Annotated in this window: 21 protein-coding genes; 6 read left to right on the top strand and 15 right to left on the bottom strand. The window is 47.4% G+C overall.

Going from position 1 to position 21,722, the window contains the following annotated elements; translation table 11 throughout:
• Positions 1-172 precede the first annotated feature (172 nt).
• From MHH57_RS23615 to MHH57_RS23625, 3 genes are all read right to left on the bottom strand, one after another.
• Entirely contained in the window at positions 173-511 is a 339-nt protein-coding gene (locus MHH57_RS23615; protein ID WP_069012102.1) for a hypothetical protein, read from the bottom strand.
• Between the two features lie 14 nt (positions 512-525).
• Entirely contained in the window at positions 526-1,239 is a 714-nt protein-coding gene (locus MHH57_RS23620) for a pirin family protein (RefSeq protein WP_069012100.1), read from the bottom strand.
• Between the two features lie 69 nt (positions 1,240-1,308).
• Complete coding sequence (locus MHH57_RS23625) at positions 1,309-2,166, bottom strand: LysR family transcriptional regulator (protein WP_039271679.1); 858 nt, start codon at positions 2,164-2,166, stop codon at positions 1,309-1,311.
• A 182-nt stretch (positions 2,167-2,348) separates the two neighbouring features.
• On the opposite strand from MHH57_RS23625, the gene MHH57_RS23630 reads away from it, so the two are divergent.
• Entirely contained in the window at positions 2,349-3,326 is a 978-nt protein-coding gene (locus MHH57_RS23630) for a DMT family transporter (RefSeq protein WP_245248900.1), read from the top strand.
• Between the two features lie 95 nt (positions 3,327-3,421).
• Here MHH57_RS23630 and MHH57_RS23635 read toward each other — a convergent pair whose 3' ends face one another.
• From MHH57_RS23635 to MHH57_RS23660, 6 genes are all read right to left on the bottom strand, one after another.
• Positions 3,422-5,410 carry a methyl-accepting chemotaxis protein gene (locus MHH57_RS23635; RefSeq protein WP_318627968.1) on the bottom strand — a complete coding sequence of 663 codons (1,989 nt, stop codon included), beginning with the start codon at positions 5,408-5,410 and terminating at the stop codon, positions 3,422-3,424.
• 153 nt (positions 5,411-5,563) lie between these two features.
• Positions 5,564-5,971, bottom strand: coding sequence for a DoxX family protein (locus MHH57_RS23640; protein WP_029518604.1), 408 nt, complete (start codon positions 5,969-5,971; stop codon positions 5,564-5,566).
• 118 nt (positions 5,972-6,089) lie between these two features.
• Positions 6,090-6,950, bottom strand: coding sequence for a M56 family metallopeptidase (locus MHH57_RS23645; protein WP_029518605.1), 861 nt, complete (start codon positions 6,948-6,950; stop codon positions 6,090-6,092).
• Positions 6,951-6,952: 2 nt separating this feature from the next.
• Positions 6,953-7,366, bottom strand: coding sequence for a BlaI/MecI/CopY family transcriptional regulator (locus tag MHH57_RS23650; protein ID WP_013312429.1), 414 nt, complete (start codon positions 7,364-7,366; stop codon positions 6,953-6,955).
• A gap of 146 nt (positions 7,367-7,512) precedes the next feature.
• Positions 7,513-8,352, bottom strand: a complete 840-nt coding sequence (locus tag MHH57_RS23655; protein WP_025720336.1) for a response regulator transcription factor — start codon at positions 8,350-8,352, stop codon at positions 7,513-7,515.
• Complete coding sequence (locus MHH57_RS23660; protein ID WP_023990809.1) at positions 8,328-8,723, bottom strand: transcriptional repressor; 396 nt, start codon at positions 8,721-8,723, stop codon at positions 8,328-8,330. Before MHH57_RS23660 ends, MHH57_RS23655 begins: the two co-directional genes overlap by 25 nt.
• Positions 8,724-8,910: 187 nt before the next feature.
• On the opposite strand from MHH57_RS23660, the gene MHH57_RS23665 reads away from it, so the two are divergent.
• Complete coding sequence (locus MHH57_RS23665) at positions 8,911-9,204, top strand: hypothetical protein (RefSeq protein WP_049817035.1); 294 nt, start codon at positions 8,911-8,913, stop codon at positions 9,202-9,204.
• On the opposite strand, the gene MHH57_RS23670 is transcribed toward MHH57_RS23665, so the two are convergent.
• Genes MHH57_RS23670 through MHH57_RS23685 form a run of 4 tightly spaced genes read right to left on the bottom strand, consistent with a single transcriptional unit; the run spans position 9,192 to position 13,390 of the window.
• Positions 9,192-9,401 carry a hypothetical protein gene (locus tag MHH57_RS23670; protein ID WP_029518606.1) on the bottom strand — a complete coding sequence of 70 codons (210 nt, stop codon included), beginning with the start codon at positions 9,399-9,401 and terminating at the stop codon, positions 9,192-9,194. The two genes, MHH57_RS23665 and MHH57_RS23670, sit on opposite strands and share 13 nt — an antisense overlap.
• On the bottom strand, positions 9,398-10,510 hold the full coding sequence (locus MHH57_RS23675; RefSeq protein ID WP_029518607.1) for a GerAB/ArcD/ProY family transporter: 1,113 nt from the start codon (positions 10,508-10,510) through the stop codon (positions 9,398-9,400). The genes MHH57_RS23670 and MHH57_RS23675 overlap by 4 nt, the downstream gene beginning before the upstream one ends.
• A 26-nt stretch (positions 10,511-10,536) precedes the next feature.
• Complete coding sequence (locus tag MHH57_RS23680) at positions 10,537-11,712, bottom strand: Ger(x)C family spore germination protein (RefSeq protein WP_342434600.1); 1,176 nt, start codon at positions 11,710-11,712, stop codon at positions 10,537-10,539.
• Between the two features lie 43 nt (positions 11,713-11,755).
• Positions 11,756-13,390 (bottom strand): spore germination protein, encoded by a 1,635-nt coding sequence (locus tag MHH57_RS23685; RefSeq protein ID WP_165145998.1) that lies wholly within the window; start codon positions 13,388-13,390, stop codon positions 11,756-11,758.
• A gap of 224 nt (positions 13,391-13,614) precedes the next feature.
• Here MHH57_RS23685 and MHH57_RS23690 point away from each other — a divergent pair, with 224 nt between their 5' ends.
• Entirely contained in the window at positions 13,615-14,706 is a 1,092-nt protein-coding gene (locus tag MHH57_RS23690) for a diguanylate cyclase (protein WP_165145995.1), read from the top strand.
• A gap of 67 nt (positions 14,707-14,773) precedes the next feature.
• Here the strand turns inward: MHH57_RS23690 and MHH57_RS23695 are convergent, their stop codons facing one another.
• Together MHH57_RS23695 and MHH57_RS23700 are read right to left on the bottom strand one after the other, a co-directional pair.
• The gene (locus MHH57_RS23695; protein ID WP_029518611.1) at positions 14,774-15,247 is read right to left on the bottom strand and encodes an Rrf2 family transcriptional regulator; all 474 of its coding nucleotides are present in this window, start codon (positions 15,245-15,247) and stop codon (positions 14,774-14,776) included.
• Positions 15,248-15,313: 66 nt separating this feature from the next.
• On the bottom strand, positions 15,314-18,268 hold the full coding sequence (locus MHH57_RS23700) for a glycoside hydrolase family 3 C-terminal domain-containing protein (RefSeq protein ID WP_209947721.1): 2,955 nt from the start codon (positions 18,266-18,268) through the stop codon (positions 15,314-15,316).
• Between the two features lie 236 nt (positions 18,269-18,504).
• On the opposite strand from MHH57_RS23700, the gene MHH57_RS23705 reads away from it, so the two are divergent.
• From MHH57_RS23705 to nrdG, 3 genes are all read left to right on the top strand, one after another.
• Positions 18,505-18,975 (top strand): AbrB/MazE/SpoVT family DNA-binding domain-containing protein, encoded by a 471-nt coding sequence (locus tag MHH57_RS23705; protein WP_029518613.1) that lies wholly within the window; start codon positions 18,505-18,507, stop codon positions 18,973-18,975.
• A gap of 293 nt (positions 18,976-19,268) precedes the next feature.
• Positions 19,269-21,218: an anaerobic ribonucleoside triphosphate reductase gene (locus MHH57_RS23710; protein WP_029518614.1), complete on the top strand. Its 1,950-nt coding sequence runs from the start codon at positions 19,269-19,271 to the stop codon at positions 21,216-21,218.
• A complete protein-coding gene (gene nrdG, locus MHH57_RS23715; RefSeq protein ID WP_039271699.1) occupies positions 21,215-21,712 on the top strand; it encodes an anaerobic ribonucleoside-triphosphate reductase activating protein in 498 nt (165 codons plus the stop codon). Before MHH57_RS23710 ends, nrdG begins: the two co-directional genes overlap by 4 nt.
• Positions 21,713-21,722: the final 10 nt, after the last annotated feature.

Consider the following 21,722-nt stretch of genomic DNA (forward strand, 5'->3'; position numbering starts at 1 on the left):
CCCCTTTACGAATGAGCCGAACAGATAATATGACCTATAGGATGTACCAGCCTGCAAAGGATTATGTATCCAATGAACTCAACATGTTGAACGGATAACAAAAAGACCCTGCAATGATGCAGGGCCTTCGAAAAATCCATTATATATCTGAAGATTTATGATAAAGGAATGATTAATCTCCCCAATACTCCTCGGGATGGTATTCAATCTCAGAACCAGCTTTGAACGTAAGCTCATCTGTCTGATCATGATATTCCACGCTTTCCGGAGTGACGTAATACCAATGCTTCACCACGGGTCCATCATCTACCGGCGTTACAAAACGAAATACGTTCAACTCCCCGCTATAACGCACAATCGCCTCCGCCGTCCCACGCGGCAGCCCTTGAAGCGTGAAGCGAAACACGCCGTCCACCGATTCCAAACGGCAATCGAAAACCTGCTTGCGGCTGTCAGCAAAGCTACGTCCCGTGACGGCATGCTTGATCAGCCATGTTTCCTGCTGCGCCATGTGCGCACCTCCTTTTAGGGCAAATCAATCAACATATAAAAAGCAGACTCCTCTGCTTCCAGTGCTAGCTTTGGCTCCTGCTCAATACGAGCTGAATCGCGCCCTTGCAGAATATGTTCACCGTTCACACGCAGTGAGCCTTCAATGACGAACAGGAACACGCGTCGCCCCTCGGCCTGTGTGAATTCTACTTGCTCTCCAGGCTGAAGCTTGCTTAAATAAATCGTTAAATCCTGGTTGATTGCAGCAATTTCACCCTCTGTGCCCGGTACACGTTTTCCGGCAACGACAGGCAGAAGCTGACCGTGCAGACGCTCAGGATTGAACGCTGTGGCCTCATATGACGGTTTCAGTCCTCTCGTATGCGGGCTAAACCACAATTGCAGCAGACTGACATCCTCCGTTTGTGATGCGTTGTGCTCCGTATGAATGATGCCGTGGCCCGCTGACATTCGCTGAATGCCTCCAAAACGGGTCACTGCTACATGTCCACGGTTGTCTTCATGACGCAGTTCCCCATACAGCACAATCGAAACAATCTCCATATCACTGTGCGGATGCGCCCCAAAGCCCCGTCCCGGTGTGATGACATCGTCATTACAGACACGCATAGGACCAAACGCTGTATTGTTCTCATCCTGATACTCCGCGAATGAAAAGCTGTGACTCCCCCGCAGCCAGCCCTTATCGAAGCTGAATCGGGAAGCCGCCGGATATATTGTAAACATAATAGCCCTCCTTCAGGAAGAAAAATGAGATCAAATCCCTCTCATTGTACCCGAGCCCAAGCGATAAAGCTACGCCTCTGTCTGAGTGATAATCTCATCTATAAAAGACTGCAAGGTACTGGTAACAAAGGCTTCCTTACGTCGGATAAACACCGTTGTTACTTCATTGTACGGCTCAGGCATTGCATGACCGCACACAAGGCCTTGAGACACCAGCCCGCTGATCGAAGATTCGGGAAATACGGTCATTCCAATACCAGCCGCCACACTGCCGATAATCGTCTCAAATGTCCCAAACTCCATAATCTGTTTGGGAATAATTCCTTCCATTTTGAGCCAGGTTTCCAGCCGTCCCCGGTAGCCGCAGCCTTTTTTATATAAGAGAAGCGGACGAGTCGTGAGATCCTCAACGGAAAAATCATCTCCTTGGGATACAAGGACCAGCTTTTCCTGAAATACATCAAACTGTTCAATGAGCGGATGCTTGACCGGCCCGGTCACAAAGGCTCCATCCAGCCGCATTTCTGCAACCTCCTGCACCAGAGACTCTGTAACCCCAGCCTTGAGGGACAACTCGACATCCGGGTACTTGCTATAGTAAGCATGTAAAATGGCCGGGAGGGCAATGACAGTCTCCACAATGCCAATCTCCAGTACCCCCGAAGGTGCAGAGGTATTCTGAAACGCATGTTTCATTTCCTCAAATTGCGATAAAATGCTTTTCGTATATTGCAGCAGACGCTTGCCCTCGGCATTGAGGATCATTCCCCGCTTATGTCTATTAAATAAAGGTGTTTGCAGTTCCTTTTCGAGCAGCTTGATTCTGGCCGTTACATTGGACTGGACATAACTAAGCTCGGCTGCGGCCTTGCTGACACTGCCATGCGCAGCCACCGTCTGGAAAATGTTTAAATCGTTCAGATCCACTACTGCTCCTCCTTATTGTGAAGGGTAAGGGGCCATCAAAATTGACGCGCCTTGTCACTTATTATCATTTTAAATGATCATAATGTTTATTTTCAATCATTTTACCAACAGCTTCCCATCCTTTATGATGTTGTCCATAAGATATGTCCGCTGAGACCGGCAAGGAGGAGCTTTTGCACACCATGAACAGACAAATCATGACCGGATCTTTATTATGCCTAATCGCCAGTATGTCCTGGGGGGCGATGTTTCCGGTTTCGCACATTGCATTACAACACATCAATCCACTGTACTTTTCATTTTTGCGCTATTTATCGGTTACACTCATTTTAGTCGTACTATTGTGGCTCAAAGAGGGAAGGACTGCATTTCGCTTTGAGGGCAAGGGCAAGACGTTGTTATTCTTCGGGACCATGGGATTCACCATTTATAATATGGCCGTTTTCCAGGGACAGCACGCGATGGGGGCAGCAGGCACTCTGGTTGCCTCTATAATGGAAGTGCTAATGCCGATGATTTCTATTGCGATGGTGTGGGTCATGACCCGTAAAATGCCTCCGAGATATACACTAATCAGCATGGTGATTGCGCTGGCCGGGGCTTTACTGGTGATCACGAACGGAAAATGGACCTTTTTCACACTTGCCGGACAACATTTGCTACCGCTGCTGCTTATTTTCGTAGGCGTCGTCGGATGGGTCGTATATTCCATGGGAGGCAGCCATTTTGCAGGATGGTCTACTCTTCGGTATTCAACCCTAACCTGCCTGCTCGGAACTCTCGTCTCCTTCGTAGTCGTCACATTTGCCTCTGCTTTCAACGGGATTGTGGTGCCGGACTGGCAGGCTGTGTGGTCAGTTAAATACGAAATGAGCTTTATGATCCTGCTTCCAGGGTTAGCGGCCCTGCTTAGCTGGAATGCCGGAATCCGAAAGCTATCTCCACTGAACGGAATTCTATTTATTAACTTTGTACCGATTACCACGCTGGTACTCATGTACTTCCAAGGTTATGCTATTAGCCGTTTTGAACTATATGGGACAGTGTTAGTCATTTTCGCACTGATTCTGAACAATATGTTTCAGAGAAGTTCGCTGCGTCCTTCCGACTCACGGGATGTCCGTTTCCGTCTGGACCGCCGCAAGTCCTTCCAACGTTAACTTCTAACTCTGCAAACCAAAAATTATGCTAAAAACATTAAAAAAGCGCCTGGATACAGAGTACAATCTCCTGTATCCGGGCGCTTTTTATCATTTTAGGATTTTCCTTCAACCTGAAAACGTCCAACTAGTTCGCGCAATTCCTCTGCCATTTGGCTCAGGTCCGCTGTAGATGAAGCAATTTCCTCAATAGAAGCAAGCTGTTGCTCAGCTGCTGCTGAGATCGACTCGGTGTTGCTCGCTGCCTCGTCCGAAATGTGGGCAATATCGCTCATAATATCTACGACACCTACAGTCCCTCGTGCCATTTCCTGAGTCACTCCCGTAATGTCATTGATATGCCCCATAGCTCGTTCCACGGCTTGGCTGATTTCCGCAAAGGATTGCTCAGACGTGGTTACCGAATCAATGCCTTCCGTCACCCGTGTCCGCGCTTGATGCATAGCGCCCAGAGCATGATTCATATCCACCTGCATCGCTTCAATGCGCTCCGAGATCAAAGTAGCCGACTTTGCTGATTCCTCAGCCAGCTTACGCACCTCCGTAGCGACCACGGCAAATCCCTTACCATGATCCCCAGCGCGTGCAGCCTCAATGGACGCATTCAGAGCTAACAGATTGGTCTGTTTGGCAATACCGGATATAACGCTGATAATATTCACGATTTCACCGGAACGCTCATTGAGAGAGTCCATGGCCTGTCCGAGATCGTTAACGGTCTCGTCGATGTCATGCATCTTCTGTACAGCCTGCGTAGCAGCCTTACTGCCTTCCTGAGCCGACTCGGCGTTCATCTTCACATGTTCAGATACGCCCACCATACGCTCGGATACGTTCGCTGCTTGCTGAGCAAGCTCCTCCATATTTACAGAACCGTGCTTAACGCTCTGCACCTGACGTTCGCTGCCCACAGCTACTTCCTGGATAGCAATGGTGACATGCTCAATCGCTTGGGTTGTCTGATCTGCACCCGCAGCCAGCTCCTCCGCTGAAGAACTTACCCGATCTGTCGTTTCGTGTACGCTTCGAATCATCGTACGCAAACTGTCGACCATGGTTTGGAAGTGAGAAGACAATTCGCCCACCTCATCCGTTTTTCCGGTTTCCAAATCGCCCGTCAAATCTCCTTCACTGATTCGTTCTGCTGATTTTTGCAGCTTACGAATTGGTACCAGAACAGAACGGGTGATCAGGAAAATCGCGAGTAGCGCAATCACCAATGAGCCAGCCAGCACAAAAATGGTTACATAACGCATGGCAGCCGTGGCATCGCTAATCTCGGATTGATAGAAGGTACCCGCAATTTTCCAACCAGTATCCGTATTCGTTACATAGGTCAAATATTTTTCGTGACCTTCATGCATATATTTAAAGTTCCCGCTCGGCGCAGTATACAACGTATCAAGCACTTTCTCCTGTGGAGATGAGCCCGGTTTAGCCGTAGGATGGACTACAAATTTCTTCGTATGATCCAAAATAATGATATACCCCTCCTGGCCCACTTTGATGGAGGCCAGTTTACGTACACTTTCCAGATTTAGAGAAATCCCGATAACCCCGGACTTGTCGGAAAGCGTCTGAGATACTACGACAACAGGAATACCCGATGAATTAATGATAACAGGCGTAATTGCAACCTTACCGGGCTGCTTCATCGCTTCGATGTACCATGGGCGTGTGCGAGGATCAAAAGTCCCTTCATCCTCCTTGGGCACCCCCCGAATCATCAGCCCCTCCGGTGTACCAACAAAAATATCCGTGGCATCTTCGTGCAAACCCTTGTATTGGATCAGCTTCGGCTGAATCAAAGGGCTGTTTCGACCATCTATCATCGAGCCGTCCAGACGCTCCGCTAAATAACTCGCATCTTTAATTTTACTGGCGATTGCGTATTCAATAATTGAGTTAGCTGTCGCTACCCCCTGATTCGCACTGCCGTGGAGCTGTTTTTCCATAGCATTATATGATGATTTATAGGTCGCAATGGAAATACTTAAGCTCGGAATCAGCAAAACAAGTAAAAAGCCTAAACTTAGCTTGTTCCTGAGTGTCCATATCGTTTTTCTCTTTCGCGTTGTTCCCATGTTTTTTCCCCTTTGCTCATAAAACGATATATTTGAATTACATTCCGTGTTAGTTATATCGGTTGAAAGTAGCAAATGATTTACAATGAAATTTCACAAAGGGGAAAAACAAAAACGCGCCCTATAAGACTAAGGACGCGGTTATATGAACATTTAGACCTGTACGTTAATGTTTTCAGCCTTTTTACGGCCAAATAACTGATCCACTGCCAGAAAGCGTCCACCGACAAGCGCTTGCTGAAGGCTGGTGAACAGAATCAGCAGATCAAATTCAATCGAGCCAAAAGGCTGTCCTTTTTTAGCCGTTAGCAATACACCGATCATAACGATGGTCAATGCCGCTCCAGCCAGTCGTGTTCCGATTCCCAGAACCAGTGCAATACCCCCAACCAGTTCAACCGCAGCGACCACAGGAGCCATCCAGCCAGGGAGTCCGATACTTTGGAAGAAGCCGGAGGTTCCGTCTAGTCCCTGAAACTTTTGTGCACCGTGAACGATAAAAATAACCCCTGTAAAAATCCGTACCAACAATAATCCAATATTCATAAGCGTTTGATTCATTTGCTCATCTCCTTTTAAATTGTATAAAAATTCTGCAATAAACTACACACTGTAGTGTACTACACATTGAGAATCGGTAGCGCAAAAAGCGCCACCTGTAGGAAACATCTTGCCAAACTTAGATTAGCGCCAGTGCAAACATAAGTGTCAACATCACTAGCACATAGCTGGAAAACATAATCGAACGCCAAGGCATTTGAATGACAGGTTCTTGCTGAGGGTCTAAAATACGTGAGATACGATAGTTAATGGACGTTTCTGCAAACGAGGAACAAGCGGCGGAGTTTACCAGGCGAGTATTGGCAGGCGTCATACTCAGAAGCTTGAGCAATGCGCTCCCAATCCCAACTGGTGAACCCGCTCGATGAATCGCTTCGTTATCAGCCAAAATTTCACGGGCCGTCTTATAATGATGGGTAATGTGACGTAGCACCGGCAAGTAAAACAGCTGTTTAGCACATACTTGCAGCAACCAGGTCTTCAACGGATCATAATGTTTCATATGATAGGCTTCATGGTATATGACAGCTTCTTCTTCGTGTTTGTCCAGTACAGACAATAGTGCAGAGGACAATACAATACGTGGCTTCCATAATCCCATGGTGAAGGCGGCTGGCTTGGCATAATCAATGACCCATATCCGATCGGTCCCGAGTTCACCATATCGCTCACCCAGTGCTTCGGTCAGCGGCAGGTCACGCATTCGGTGCAGTCTGCGAAAAGCTGCCCTGGTAGCCATACACTGTCTGACTGCTTCTCCTCCGGCGATAGCGAAGGTAACGAAAACCAGCCCGCTGAGCGCATCCACCATGTAGCCGATTCCGTAATGCTGTAACAAACTTCTGCAAATTTGAAACACGTTATAATTCAATTTCCAGCCGAAAACATGCTGTCCGGCGTACATACCCATCTGTATAAGGGCGAAACCCGAAATCAAGGCGCCTGCTGTAAACAGTAATTTAGAACGTGTTTTCCACATCGCTACATATCCTTTTTCCATTGTTTAATTTTTTGTTCCAGACGTTCGATCAACTTCGGATCGGCCACCTCCAGAGCATCAATCATATGATTGACAGCAAGCGGACCAAATTCGTCCACCAATTCGTGACTCAGTCCCTTGGATTGCTCATCCATGAATTCTTCCCTGCTTAAAACTGGACGATATAAAGACGTTCTCCCACGTATACTCTTACTCAGTATTCCCTTTTCCACTAAACGGTTCATCACGGTCATTACCGTATTGAAGTTAAAGTCCCGATCCCCCTCCAACGCGGTCTGCACTTCTTTGATACTCCGATCCGAAGTGGACCATAAAATATCCATAATTTTGGCTTCCAGAGGTCCGAAAAATCGGTTAAGCCCGGTTTCGCCAGCTTTAAAATTCAGTCGTTTCATAAGAAGCACCTCACACTACCGATTGTAGTGTATATCTCCTGACAAAGTCAACCGTCACACCTAATGTCAGTTTCTTCATGGAATCATATACAAACCGCCGAATGTCTCCATCCGGCGGAAATTCATCGGTATTCATAACTTTCAGTTCAATCTGCCAATCTGTATCCTACACCTCTTACGGTTGCAATATATTCAGGTTCTGCAGGCCGATCATCCAGCTTCTTGCGCAAACTTTTGACATGCACATCTACAACGTTGCTGCCGCCTACAAAATCCGTCTCCCAGATATCGTGCATCATTTGCTCGCGGGAGATCACTTTGCCTTGAGCATCAATCAGCTTCAGCAGCAAATCGTATTCTGTTTTAGTCAGATTCAATTGACTCTCTTCTTTATATACCAGCATTTTATCTCGGTCAATCCAGATGTCCTTGAACACCGTACGACGGCTGGCTTGCGCTGCCTGACGGGAAGTTGCAGGATGGCGTACAATCATCCGTTCAATGTCATGCACCATATGATTGGAAGCCAGCGGCCACACCAGCACCTCTTCTGAAGGAAGCAGCTCATGAGCATGTACAGACACCCGATCCTGAACCACGTACATAACTGGTGTGTCTTTCATGTGTTCTACCTCAAGACGATTGCGAATATCCAGTAATTCACTCTGTGGTTCGGTAGCGGTCAAATCGTAAATCAAGAGATCGCTTCCCAGATGACGCTGCACTTCAGGTTCCCAGCGATGGAAAACCATCACATCAAAACACGCATCTGACAGCGTACGCACCAACCCGTGAACTACACCCGGTACCGAACTGATCAGAATGATACGACGTGTAGTTGGACAATACAAGGGCTCATTGGAAGGAACGGTCTGCACCGTAGGTGTAGAGGGAGCAGCTAACATCGATGTCCAACTGCCCTTCACCCGTCTAGGCATGTCAGCCACTTTGAAACGATTTGTTATCTGATTCGCTTGCTTTGACATTCCTTACACACTCCTCCGAATACGACATGGGCATGGGCAATATTATACCCCGTTTCATGCGCAACCGTGTCAATCCAATCATGTGGGACTTCACTCATCACTTCATCTACTCGGCCGCATACCTGACAAATAATATGCTGATGATCGTCCATCCGCCCGTCATAGCGACTCGCAGCTTCCCCCAGCTTCAATTCACGGATTAATTCCTTATCCGTCAAATAACGCAGTGAATTATATACCGTTCCATAGGCCAGATTATATCCGCGCTCCATCAACCGATTCATAACATCGGCCGCAGTAGGATGATCGTGAGCTTCACGAACCACATCATATACCGCTTGGCGCTGCGAAGTTAAATTTAAAGTTCTCATACCGCACCTCCCTTAACCAACGCAGATTATATTAATTACAAACTTACAATCATATTAAAGATCAATTTAGAATAAGTATAAATCTTAATTTATTTCAAGTCAATGGTATCGGATAAATTGAACGGCTTTGCAACACAATGTATACAGGAGTACATGCTTAGCTTATTTATAATCGGAGGGATATTTTATGAAGATAGTGTGGATATTCACGCTCTTTATGCTGCTAATGCTCGGAACAAGTATATCGATAAAATGGCTTTCTGGTGTTCATCATCCTTGGGAGCCTATTTCATTGGCTTTTTTCACTATGCGACCATCAGAATATGTCGTCCTGGCAGGAATGCTTATAGTGTTCTTTATAAATGTGGGCAAAAAGCCAAGAGGAAACGCATTTCGCTTCCTGTTCTCACAATGGTCACGTTTCCTCAAAGTTCCTACTTCTTCCTCTGATTCTCCGCAACAGAGCCATCAGAAAGAATAAACAAGGGAAAACGCAAACAAATAATGGATGAATATAGATGAGGGACAGTCGTCCAAATTCAAAGTGGCAATCCATGTATTCCGTTCATATTCACTATCCATATTAATAATGACCACATCTCCCAGAATAAAATGGAACATCAAAATGAGCATTTGACCGGTACCGATGTATTTTTTGTCGGCAAGACGATGACTCATGAGACATTTTCCTCTCCTTTTTTATTCCGGGTCTTTCTCAGCCACGACACGATTAGCAGCAAGATAGGAAAAAACACGGCAAATATCGGAAACAGCCATTTCAGCACTAACTCGCCTGTTTGAAGGTGATCTTGATAGCTCAGTGCCATCAATACACAAGAGACTAACATGATAATCCCAAATGGCAGGATCAGTTTATGGTAAGACACTCTCAATACATCCTCTGCGGCTTTAACCGCGGCATAATAGAAGATGAAAATTTTAAAAAAATCAAAGATAATAACGCTCATAACGCCGATGACATCGACTCTGTCGATAAAATCAGATATTTCGACCTTGCTGATCATCGAGAGCAGCGGGTAAGTCGCCCGTTTGAACACATCTTCCCCCAGTGCAAGCACATTGGACAGTGTAACAATAGACAGGAGCAGCCCTCCCAGCAATATAGCAGAGACCCCTACCCCATTGGCACGATAGCCTTTTTTTAATGTGGGGAGAATCATCGCAAACGTAACCATCTCGCCGTACGGTAGCATCACGGCTTGCGAATAAACAACTTGCCATATCGGCTGCCAGCCATGCTCGGCTATGGGCAATATATTGCCGACATCTACAATGCCTGCCAACAAAATTAATATATTCGTAGCCAGGCCCAGCAGTAGCAGCAAAATTAACATGATAATGGCCGTCCGGCCTGCAACCTCGATTCCCAAATACACCACATACATGACAAGTCCAATCATTAAGGCACAAATGACTGTCAACGGCGTATGCTGAAGCGTCCGGTCGGCAATCAGGATCCCCGTGTCCCGAAGATCCCGTGCTCCGCCGTAAAGAAAAAACACGATATATAAAAAAGCAAGCGCACTCCCTGCTTTCTTGCCCAAAAGGGTTCTGCAGTACTGTGTCATTAGCAAGTCGGGAAAACGTCGGTGAAGGCTGCCATAGCATACAAAAAGCATTGCCCCCAAAACCGTGGAAATGAGGATGGCGATCCACGCATCCTTGCCCGCATTCCTTCCGGGAATAGACATCATGGATGTGCCCATCTCAAACAACACCATAAGAGAGATCATCTCTTTTGCACCTATCCGTGTCTTTTTTTTCATGGCCTTCCCTCCTTGCTCTATTTTCACTAGTCTGATTCCCCCTTGGAGTATGGGTTAGTCCGCGACTGAGTGTGTTTCAGTACAGAAGTCACTTGAATACGGACGGTGCTTTCCGCAAAATTACGGCTCCATTCGGAAGAGATTCTTTTCCATTGTTTGGGATAGCTCCTCTCCAGCGCAAGGCCAAAGCCTATTACATCGCTACGGGTACGCTGAACCTCTCTGACTGTTGAAGTGATCACTTTTTTCGTCTCCTCTGTCCATTTCTCCTGCAGTCTTTTCATCGCCTCCGGACTTTGTAAGTTAATCGAGCACTCGGCTTCCTGTACCGCCCCGGTCTGTTTTAGGTTAATCACAAAAACAGGCTCCCCTTGCTCCATCCGTGTGTGTATCTTGGTTGAAGAGAACAAGGTTTCGATGCCAATGGTTTCCCTATCCTTACCGCAGCTCAGTGTTGTTTGGGCACCTTTCACCTTGTTGTTGATCATAGACAGTCCAATGGCCTGATCATCATCCAACCAGCGGACAAGCCGATCCTTTTTGAACACCCCCATTCCCTTAATATGAACAATAGCTTTCGGTAAAATATTGTCCACATTGTTCTTGCTTGAGGCCTGCTCTAAATTCCCATTGACCCCTATGCCCGTCAGCACAGGACCGCCACCCTTATGAGACATGCTGCGAATCACATCGTCGATAGTCACCGCGTAATCCCCGGCATACAAACGCTCCGATGTTTCCAGCTTTCCTGAAATATCATTGGCGGGAATACGACCGATTGCGGTCATGATTGCCAGTACATCCTTCCCAGTATTACCGCGTGCCACCAGCATTTTCACCGGCAGCCGGATTTCTGTAGACCTTTCCAGAGAATCCATCATATCGCCGATTCCAGCCCGTGCCAGCTTTTCACCAATAACGATCAGTTTGGTATGCGCCAAAGAAATGATCCGCGGAACCCTTTGTGAGGCTCTGCGGAGCGCTTGAAACAGATTTTTTCCCTTTTCCCGATACAAAACGACTGGAGTATCTCCTCTCGCTTTGGCTCCGGCGATTTCATCTGCTACGATCACCTGTAGGGAAACCTCATAATCCGACTCCCCAACCAAATCAATTCCTATCCCAGCTACTACTGCTCTCTGGTTTAACTCCACAGAATCCCAGCAACCGGATAACAAGGGAACGAACAGTAGTAAAACCAAACACAGCCCCCCTATTCTCCTCTTAAAAGTTACTGCACTTTGTTCATTCCTCTTCCGCTGATACACCCTGATTGCCCCCCTCCTGCATCGGTGTGGTTTTATCAGAAGAGGAAATCCCGCTTCCATCCTTCATTCTTTTCTGGTTCTTAGATGTAATGCTTTTAGGACGCTTCCTCATCATCCAGAACGGGAGTCGCAATACGGCATCCTTTTGACTCTCCAGCACAAAAGGGCTGAAAGGCGCCATGTAGGGCACCCCGAAAGAACTCAGACTGTTCATATGAGCAATCAGCGCAATCAACCCCAATGTAATGCCGTATAGCCCCATAAACGCTGACAGTATCATGAAAATAAACCGGCACAATCTCCCGGCCACTGCCATGTTATAGGCTGGGATTGCGAAACTGGCTATTCCCGTCAGGGCTACTACAATTGTGAGCAGCGGGGTGACGACTCCGGCTTCCACGGCCGCTTGACCCAACACAAGCGCTCCTATAACGGAAACCGTTTGACCACCCGCACGCGGCATTCGAATACCCGCCTCACGCAAAATCTCAAAGGTAATCTCCAAAATAAACGCCTCTAGAAATGCCGGAAAAGGAACGGATTCCCGCTGAGCCAATATGCTGATCAGTAGTGGAGTCGGTATCATTTCATAATGGTATGTTGTTAAGGCAATGTAGAGAGAAGGCCCTAGAATAAGAATAATGAAGCTGATATATCTAATGAGCCGAACAACAGTCGCCATATCGTAACGCTCTTCATAATCCGAAGAACTCTGAAAAAATTGGGCAAATACTGTAGGCATCACCAGTACAAACGGAGTCCCGTCTACGATGAGCGCCACTCGGCCCTCCATAATATTGCTGCTGATGGTGTCGGGTCTTTCCGTGTTAAAAATCGTTGGGAATGGTGTGAAATGATTTTCTTGTATCATCTCCTCAACCATGCCGGACTCAAATATAGCGTCAATATTGATGTTTTCTATCCGTTTACGAACCTCATCTACGACGCCTGGATTTGCAATGTTCTTCATGTACAGCATGGCCACATTCGTGAGAGACGTGCTTCCCACTTGGAACATCTCCAGTGTAAGATCGGAGCTTTTAATCCGTCGCCGGACCAGAGAAATATTCGTGAATAGGGATTCTACAAATCCCTCTTTCGGTCCTCTGACGACTGTCTGTGTTGTTGGCTCGCTGACTGCGCGTGTCTCTCCCCCACGCGTGCCGCACGCAATCGCTTTTTCGCAGCCTTCCAATAAGATGATCGTGTCCCCCATTAACAGTTGTTCCATCATGGAACTCCAATCATCGCAGTCCTTCACTTCTCCCAGTGCAAGCGCATGACTCTGTATTCTTACGTACAGCGCTTCTGCATTCTCCGCCTCAGCAGCCACTTCAGCAGATGGGCGGCTAAGCATGGATCTCATGATGAGTTCATTCACCGTATCCGTTTTAGCCATACTATCTAGAAACACAATAGCGGCGGGAACCTCCGCCCTCAGCCCCAATTTAAAGCGACGCATCAGAAAGTCTGGGCTATCTGACGTCAATTTCTTAATTTGCCGCAAGTTGGTTTCCAAACAAGCTTCGATTTTTAAATAGCGCGGAGAATTTCCATTGTTCTTACCCGCACCCGACTTTTTATTATGTTTGCGATAGGGATAGCGAATCATGAGCAAACCTCATCTCCAGTAAGGCAGCAATAGATACCGCCCATTTTTCCTTATTCTTGTATCTTTGGAGTATGCTCAATCTATTCCCAGTTATGCACCAAATACGTGAACGAAACGTTATAAGCGTACCCGCGTAATAAATTTCAATAAATTCTTCATTTGCAAGCTTAATGTCAGTTTTTTTGATAAAATGAAGAAATATGCCTCTCGGGAGGGTTAACATCTTGTTCAGTACGTTTTTTGTAAATACCTGTATCCTTGTCACCTTTTTGTACATAACCGGCCTCATATCACAAAGATATAAAATCCGTCTGCACACCTTGAAGCGTAAGATACATTGGATTGGAGGCGCCCTTTTTGGGTGCTACGGCATTGTCATGATGTACTATTCAATTCCAGTAGGATTTAATACGATTGCCGATCTTCGTCATCTGGCCATCGTAGCTACCGCCACTTACATCGGCGGCCCAGCAGCGCTCACGGCTACTCTGTTTATATGTATAGGTAGATTATTGCTGTTTGGTATTAACGCTCAAGCCATCGTAGGCGCTATTTTTATGATACTCGTTGGCCTGGGGTGCGCTTTATTGTCACATCTGTCCTGGTCACGTTTACCCAAGCTGATGATTATGAACGTTTTTGCTTTGGGCATTATATTCTGTCCCCTTATGATTAATTTGAAAAATCTTGATGATGTTCTGCACGTGTATCCGCTCCAATTCTTCATTTCCATGGTCGGTGGATGTCTTCTGTACCTCATTGCTGAATCTATCAACACATCCAATGAGCTGTTACTTCGTCTGGAGCATACCTCCTACACAGACCATCTCACTAATTTAAGCAACAGAAGGCAGCTTGAGTTCTCATTGGAAGAGAAGCTCCCTCAAGCTCGCCAACGTCATGAGCATTTATCAGTACTGGTGTTAGATATTGATCACTTCAAGGAAGTCAACGATACCTACGGACATGCCGCAGGAGATGCAGTGCTGCGCCAGCTTGGACAGATTTTAATGGAAAAATGTCGTCCTAATGATGTAGTCACCCGCAGCGGGGGAGAAGAATTCACCGTACTCTTGCCGAATTGCGCTTTTCGGCAAGCACTTCGCATAGCTAATCAAATTCTTAGCGGAGTAAATCAGTATGAGTTTGTTTTAGCGGACGGGCTTATTCTTAAAGTCACGGTGTCCATCGGCGTGACAACCTTTCCAGGTACCGGGGAAGATATGTCCGGGGCAGCCCTATTGGAGCAGGCAGATAAAGCTCTATACGAAGCTAAAAATGCAGGACGTAACCGGGTTTGCTCATATGAAATATAATTTGAGGCATGACCATTTCATAGAAATAGCCGATACAACCCTCTCTTGAGAGTCGTATCGGCTATTATCATTTTGAATCTTCATTATGATTGCATTTCCCCACCACGAGTGATGTACGCTTGGCAAGCGAAGCCAGCGTATGGGCCCCCCATACTTCCAGCATACGTCGTTCGCTCTCGGCTAAAATTTCGGATACGGCTATCGCCAACTCCTCACAAAAAGGATTGGTTTCCGGTTCATGCATCATACCCGGGAAAATTGGATCACATATTTCAATGGCGTGGTATATATCGGCAAGTGTAATATGGTCGGCCGAACGGGTAAGCACATAGCCTCCCTCACGACCTTCGCGTGCTGCAATCAAATCTGCCTGTACAAGTCGCGTCAGCACCCTGCGCACCAAAGTGACTTCGCAGTCAATGGAACGGGCAATAGAACCGCTGGCACAGAGTTCTCCGTGCTTTTCCAAATAGACAAGCGCCTTTACCGCCACCCCAAGCCATCTGGGCGTTGCGGTGCGTAGTCTTTTTTCACTATTCAAATGAGATGACACCCCTAAGCTGTAGAAACTTCGTTGAATGCATTGTACGTGATGTCAGAAGTAAGTTCAAGCCTGAAAGCCGGAATCCTCTGTAGCATGATCGCCCAAAATAAAATGAGCTAACCGCACTTCCCCGCTCAACAACAGATATACATCACGTATGCCAGAGACTGAATGTACCGCTTCGGAGAGTGTAACCCATGCTTGCGCCCCTCCTGTATTGCCCACGTTCACACGTGCCACGGCTTCACTATCGGGTGCATCCAAACACAGCTCAATTGTGGCATCACTGCTGTTGCCCGACACGCGGCACTGAAGCTCGGTCACACTCACAGTATCCATGTCTACGCCATGAAAGGCAATCCAACCAGAACGTTGAGGTGTGCGCGGACGTACACAGGCCTCCTTTTGCTCCTTGCTTTCATCTAGTACGATGTCGGAGCAATCATCGAAGTTTTCAGCGCGGATACTTCGTCCGGCTTGGCGTGGTGGAATGACTTCGCCTCGAACGTACACAGGGTGCTCCAATCGGATATCCGCTGAGGAAGCACCAGCCAGCAGTGTATATTCACCCGATTCAACGCAATAGCAATCCCGCGTAACATCCCAGATCGCCCAATCCTTCATCCGAATCGTAAAGGAAACCGTTCGCGTCTCACCTGCCTCTAAGCGAATACGTTGAAAACCGCACAATGTCTTCAATGGTCGCTTTACTCGTGAGGCACCAGGCCGTACATAGAGTTGCACAACCTCTTCACCAGCAGCTACGCCCCGATTCGTCACCTCTACCCACACCTGGAGCGTATCCATGGCATCCAGTGCAGCAATAGATGTTACGCTATCCTTCAGGGCATCTGTACGCAGGTCACTATATTCAAAAGGCGAATACGTCAATCCATGGCCAAATGGATACAAGGATACACCTTCAAAATATTGATAGGTACGACCACCGCGAATAATATCGTAATCTTTGATGTCGCCCAATTGATCCTCGCTCTGAACCCAGGTCATGTTCAAACGCCCCGCTGGCGCGTAATCTCCAAATAACACATCCGCTATTGCCGTACCATGCTCTTGTCCCGCATGAGACGTGTATACGATCGCTGGAATATGCTCCTGAACCCAAGGGATGGCAAATGGATAGCTACCCGTCAGAACCACAATCGTATTCGGATTGACGCGATACACTTCCTCGATAAGCCGTTGCTGGGAAGCTGCCAGTTCCAAGCCTGGGCGATCATTCTCTTCCTTTCCATTGATGAGCGGGTGATTTCCAACAAATACAATTGCTGTATCTGCCGCTTGCGCAGCGGCTATCGCTTCCGCTAAACCATCTGACACCGTCTCTACCTGGAATGTTGTATGGCTCTGTCCTGAAACTGTCGAGGCTGTTGAGGCGTTACACTCTACAGCGTTAAGTGCGGATTTTTCAGCCTCCCCTACCTTTAATGAGCCCTCTGTTCCGGCAATGACTGGTTTTCCATTCCATGTCGTCCACAGATGCTCTCCTTGTCCAACAGGAGTCAGCCCAAAGACCTCTTTGACATACCAGCCATACGCTTCATCAGCTGTCACACGAAGCGTTATTTCATCACTCGTCACGTAAGTACCCAGATGCTCATCATGTAACGTCACACTGCCATAGCCCCAATCCGTCATGGTCAATACCGTTGGGTCTCCATCCTGGGATAGGCGCATCTCACCAGAAGAATCAACTGCGAGCTTCGATCCGTCATTCGCCGCCGTCAAGGTCACGCGATCCTTGGCATCAAGGTACACGACGCGTTCCTTCTCGTCCTCGCCTTCCAGCTTGGTACGAATCGCCTCCAGCGGTGTAACCCGGTAGGGCAGCGTACCGGAATACCAGTCGCGGTACACCTCATTGCCATGCGTACCAATGACCGCTACTTTGCCACACCGGGCAGGGTCCAATGGCAAGAGTTCATGCTCATTTTTAAGCAATACGATCTGCTCCCTCGCCGCACGCAACGACAATTCACGGGCTTGCTCTGTCACGAGAGCTTCCTCTCCGATCGAGGCATAGGGGTTGTCTGCAGCCGGATCAAATTCCCCCAACCGAAAACGGACACGGAACGTATGAAACAATGCCCGATCCAAGTCTTCTTCTTGCAGCGATCCTTGTGCCAAAGCTTCTCGAATCGCCCGCTTGGAGAGCTCCGCATCATCTGTAATGCTGTCAATTCCCGCCCGAATAGATTCGGCCACACCTGGCGTGTGGGAATCGTAATACTGATGATCGTTGACAATCCCCATGACATCACCCGCATCACTTACGACAAAGCCGTCCATCCCCCATTCGTCCCTGACAATATCGTTAACCCCATGATATAACGTAGCAGGCGTTCCATTAATCAGGTTGTAGGAAGTCATCATCGACTGGGCGCGGCCTTCCATAAAAGGCTTCTCAAAGGCTCTTAGGTAATATTCTCGCAGGTTTCGTGGATCTATACTGGAGGAGCCACTTCCCCGATCCACTTCATTATTGTTACCCAGAAAATGTTTTAAAGTGGCAACCGCTTTCAAATATACCGGATGATCGCCCTGTATCCCCTTGACTAACTCCTTCGACAGCTCTCCCGTCAAATACGGATCTTCGCCGTAAGCTTCCTCATTGCGTCCCCATCTTGGGTCACGCTCCATATCCACCGTAGGTGCCCACAGGGTCAGACCGTTTAATTTAGGATCACGATGATAGTAGACACGCGCCTCATCTGCGATAACAGAGCCGATTTGACGCATTAACTCCGTATCCCAAGTACATGCCAATCCTACTGGCTGAGGAAATGAAGTCGCCTCACCCAACCATGCTATCCCGTGTGCCGCTTCCGTACCGTGCTTGTAAGCTGCGACTCCCAATCGGTCAATGGCCGGCTGGTATTGCAACATGGATTCGATCTTTTCCTCCAAGGTTAGTCGCGACACGAGATCCCGTACACGCTCATCCAGATGAATCTTCGGATCTTGATATAAATATTCGATATCCGTTGTTTCATGACTCATATCCGTCATCTCCTTATCCCATTTTAAGAATATAATGAAAAGGCATACATGAAAGCGTTTTAATATATCATAGCTAAAAAGGAGTATCCCGGCAACAATACCGAAAACATCCTATACTGGATGAAAGAGAGTCGCAGCATAAAGACAAAAAAAGTTGCATTTTACCTTCAATATACAAAGCTAAAAATAATATTTTTTGGTATAATCAGGATATATCATTGAAGGAGGAAGCGCTGATGAAAAATACCGGAATGACAAGGCCCCTGGATCAATTGGGGCGAATTGTACTCCCTAAGGAAATGCGCACCACAATGGATATCAATATCGGTGATTCGCTTGAATTCTTCGTAGATGAAGAAGGATTTGTATTAAGAAAATACACGGGTGTCTCCTGCAAATTTTGCGGCGCGGTGGATCACTTAACTTATTTTCGGGACAGCTTTATCTGCGCTGATTGCATTCAATTATTAAAGACCGATGAAAATGTGCATGCCACAAGCAATGATGCTATCCAGGCTCAAGAACATACCCAGCCGATCCGAAACAACACAACGTGGCAGCCCAAGCAATCCAGAGTGCAGCAAGGTGAAATGGTAAAAAAGCTTCGCAAGCTAATTCAGGATCACCCGAACCTGCCACAAAAAGTGTATGCAGAAATGCTCGATATCTCCCAAGGCCGGGTGTCCCAGTTGAAAAAGCTACTCTAAACCTTCTAAATCTATATCCCAAAATCATACACAATGTACCGACGACCCTATTCATTTTTTTGTCACAACTTCGATTGCCAGGTATAGAGTAAGGCGCATATCTACGGATGTGCCCCTTACTCTATACCTGGCTTTTTCGTGTCGGCCGCTCTTGCTAATGTGACAATAGTCACATACTCCCGATGTATACGTATATACAATATATAGATCGAAACAATTGGTTATCACTAGATATCATCAATATGTTGTTTTTGTGAAAAATATATATATTTTACTATATGGAGGGTTTTACGATGAAGGTGCTGGAGGAACATCAATTATACGACATCGGCGAGCGGGTCATTGGGGCACAAGATCTGGACATGCTGCGGGAGAATGCAAATTTGAATGGAGAATCGTTCAGCGGCAAAATGAGCAAGCTTGGGTCCGAGTATGCCAAATGGTATGCGCGCCTGCGGGTACTTCCGCCTGAACTGACGAACGCGATTGATCACGGATATGTATATGTTCACGATTTGGACCAATACGCACTCGGAACTACGAATTGTATCTTTATCCCTTTTGGCCGGTTACTACAAGACGGATTCAATACAGGCAATGGCTCTGTACGCACACCGCAAACGATTATGTCCGCCATGGCACTAGTTGCCATAATATTCCAGTCTCAGCAAAATAGCCAATTCGGAGGTGTCTCCGCCAATAAAATAGATTGGGACCTTGCCCCATACGTTGCCCGGTCCTTCCGCAAGCATCTGCGCAAGGGACTTCGGCTGTTCGAGGAAGAGATAGAATCTAGTCTGACTGACGATGAACTACATATGGCCAATCCCCATTTGCAAGAAGCCTGCCCTCGTTCATACGCATTCGCTCGCGAAGAGACGGAGACGGAAACCCGACAGGCTGCTGAATCGCTCATTCATAACCTGAACACCATGAGCAGTCGCGCGGGTGGACAGATTCCATTCACTTCACTGAATTACGGAATGTGCACGTCTGCTGAGGGACGGCTTGTTACTCAATCGCTGCTGGAGGCCACGATTCGCGGCTTGGGTAGCGGGGAAACTCCTATTTTTCCACAGCATATTTTCCAATGCAAAGAGGGAATCAATCAGGCAGAAGGCGACGTCAATTATGATTTGTTCTTACGGGCGGTAGAATGCTCTAGCAGACGGATGTATCCCAATTTTGTGAATGTGGATGCCACCTTCAACCTGCCTTTTTACCGTGCTGATGACCCGGATACCATTATAGCGACAATGGGTTGCCGTACCCGCACCATTTCTGACCGTTTCGGTAGAAATCGGCAGAGTGGTAAGGGAAATCTCTCTTTCAATACCATTAATCTGGTGCGGCTTGGCATTGAGTATGGTATTTGCACAGGCAAACGCCTGACACCTGACCGTGATCGCTTTGATGCGAGACTAGAAGAAGTTATGCGCATTGCGGTGGATGGCCTAATCCATCGCTATCAAATCCAGACCAGCCAGCCGGCCAAAGCCTCGGACTTTATGATGCGCGAAGGGGTATGGGAAGGTGGAGAACAACTAGAGCCAGATGATAAGGTGGGAAGCATACTAAAACACGGTACGCTTTCGATCGGATTCATCGGACTGGCTGAGTGCATGAAGGCACTATACGGAAAACACCACGGGGAGGATGATTTCGTATACCGCGAGGCACAGCGAATCATCACTTCTATGCGCGTGTATTGCGATCGAATGAGTGAATATCACAATTTGAATATTACATTGTTCGCTACGCCTGCCGAAGGTCTGTCGGGCAAGTTCACCTTGCTGGATCAACGTGATTTCGGGATTATTCCTGAGGTAAATGATCGAGAATATTACACGAATTCTTTTCATATTCCCGTGTATTACACGCTCCCGGCTGCTCGTAAAATCAGCTTGGAAGCTCCGTTCCATAACCTATGCAACGCTGGTGCGATATCATACATTGAGCTGGACGGTAATGCGCGGAATAACCCGGATGCGTTTCTTAAAATTGTTCAATACGCGCTGCATCAGAATATCGGCTACTTCTCCATCAACCATCCGGTGGATCGTTGTACAGAATGCGGTTATGAAGGGATTATCGGGACAAGCTGCCCCCAATGTGGCACAGATGAGGAGCACACACACTTTCAGCGCTTACGTCGGGTAACCGGATATCTGACAGGGGATTATACCGTTCGCTTTAATGCTGCAAAACAGGCAGAAGTTCGAGACCGGGTGAAACATAAGTGAATTTGTGTGGCTACATTCCGGAATCTCTGAACGAAGGATACGGCCTGCGCACCGTCGTGTTCATTAGCGGTTGCCGTCATGCCTGTCCCGGATGCTTTAATCCAGCGTCGTGGAGCTTCCGTGCAGGTGAGCCATTCACACCCCAACGACAACAGGAAGTCATTCGTGACATCATGGATAATCCGTTGTTGGATGGACTGACTCTCTGCGGGGGAGACCCGTTTTTCTCAGCAGCAGAATGCTCGCAATTTGTGCGCGACTTCCGTGCGGCCTGTCCCGACCGAACCGTGTGGGCTTACACTGGCTTTGTCTATGAAGATCTACTCACAGATCAGGAGCGACAAGAGCTAGCACTTTTGTGCGATGTGATTGTGGATGGTCGCTTTGTAGAACAGCAAAAGGACCTGACCCTTCCCTTCCGGGGCAGCCGCAATCAGCGTCTAGTAGATGTAAAAGCCAGCATTCAGGCAGGTTACACCGTTTCATTGACTTAAGGCGAAGGTT

Origin of the sequence: Paenibacillus sp. FSL H7-0442, from assembly GCF_038593105.1 — a bacterium.
GTDB lineage: Bacteria > Bacillota > Bacilli > Paenibacillales > Paenibacillaceae > Paenibacillus > Paenibacillus polymyxa_D.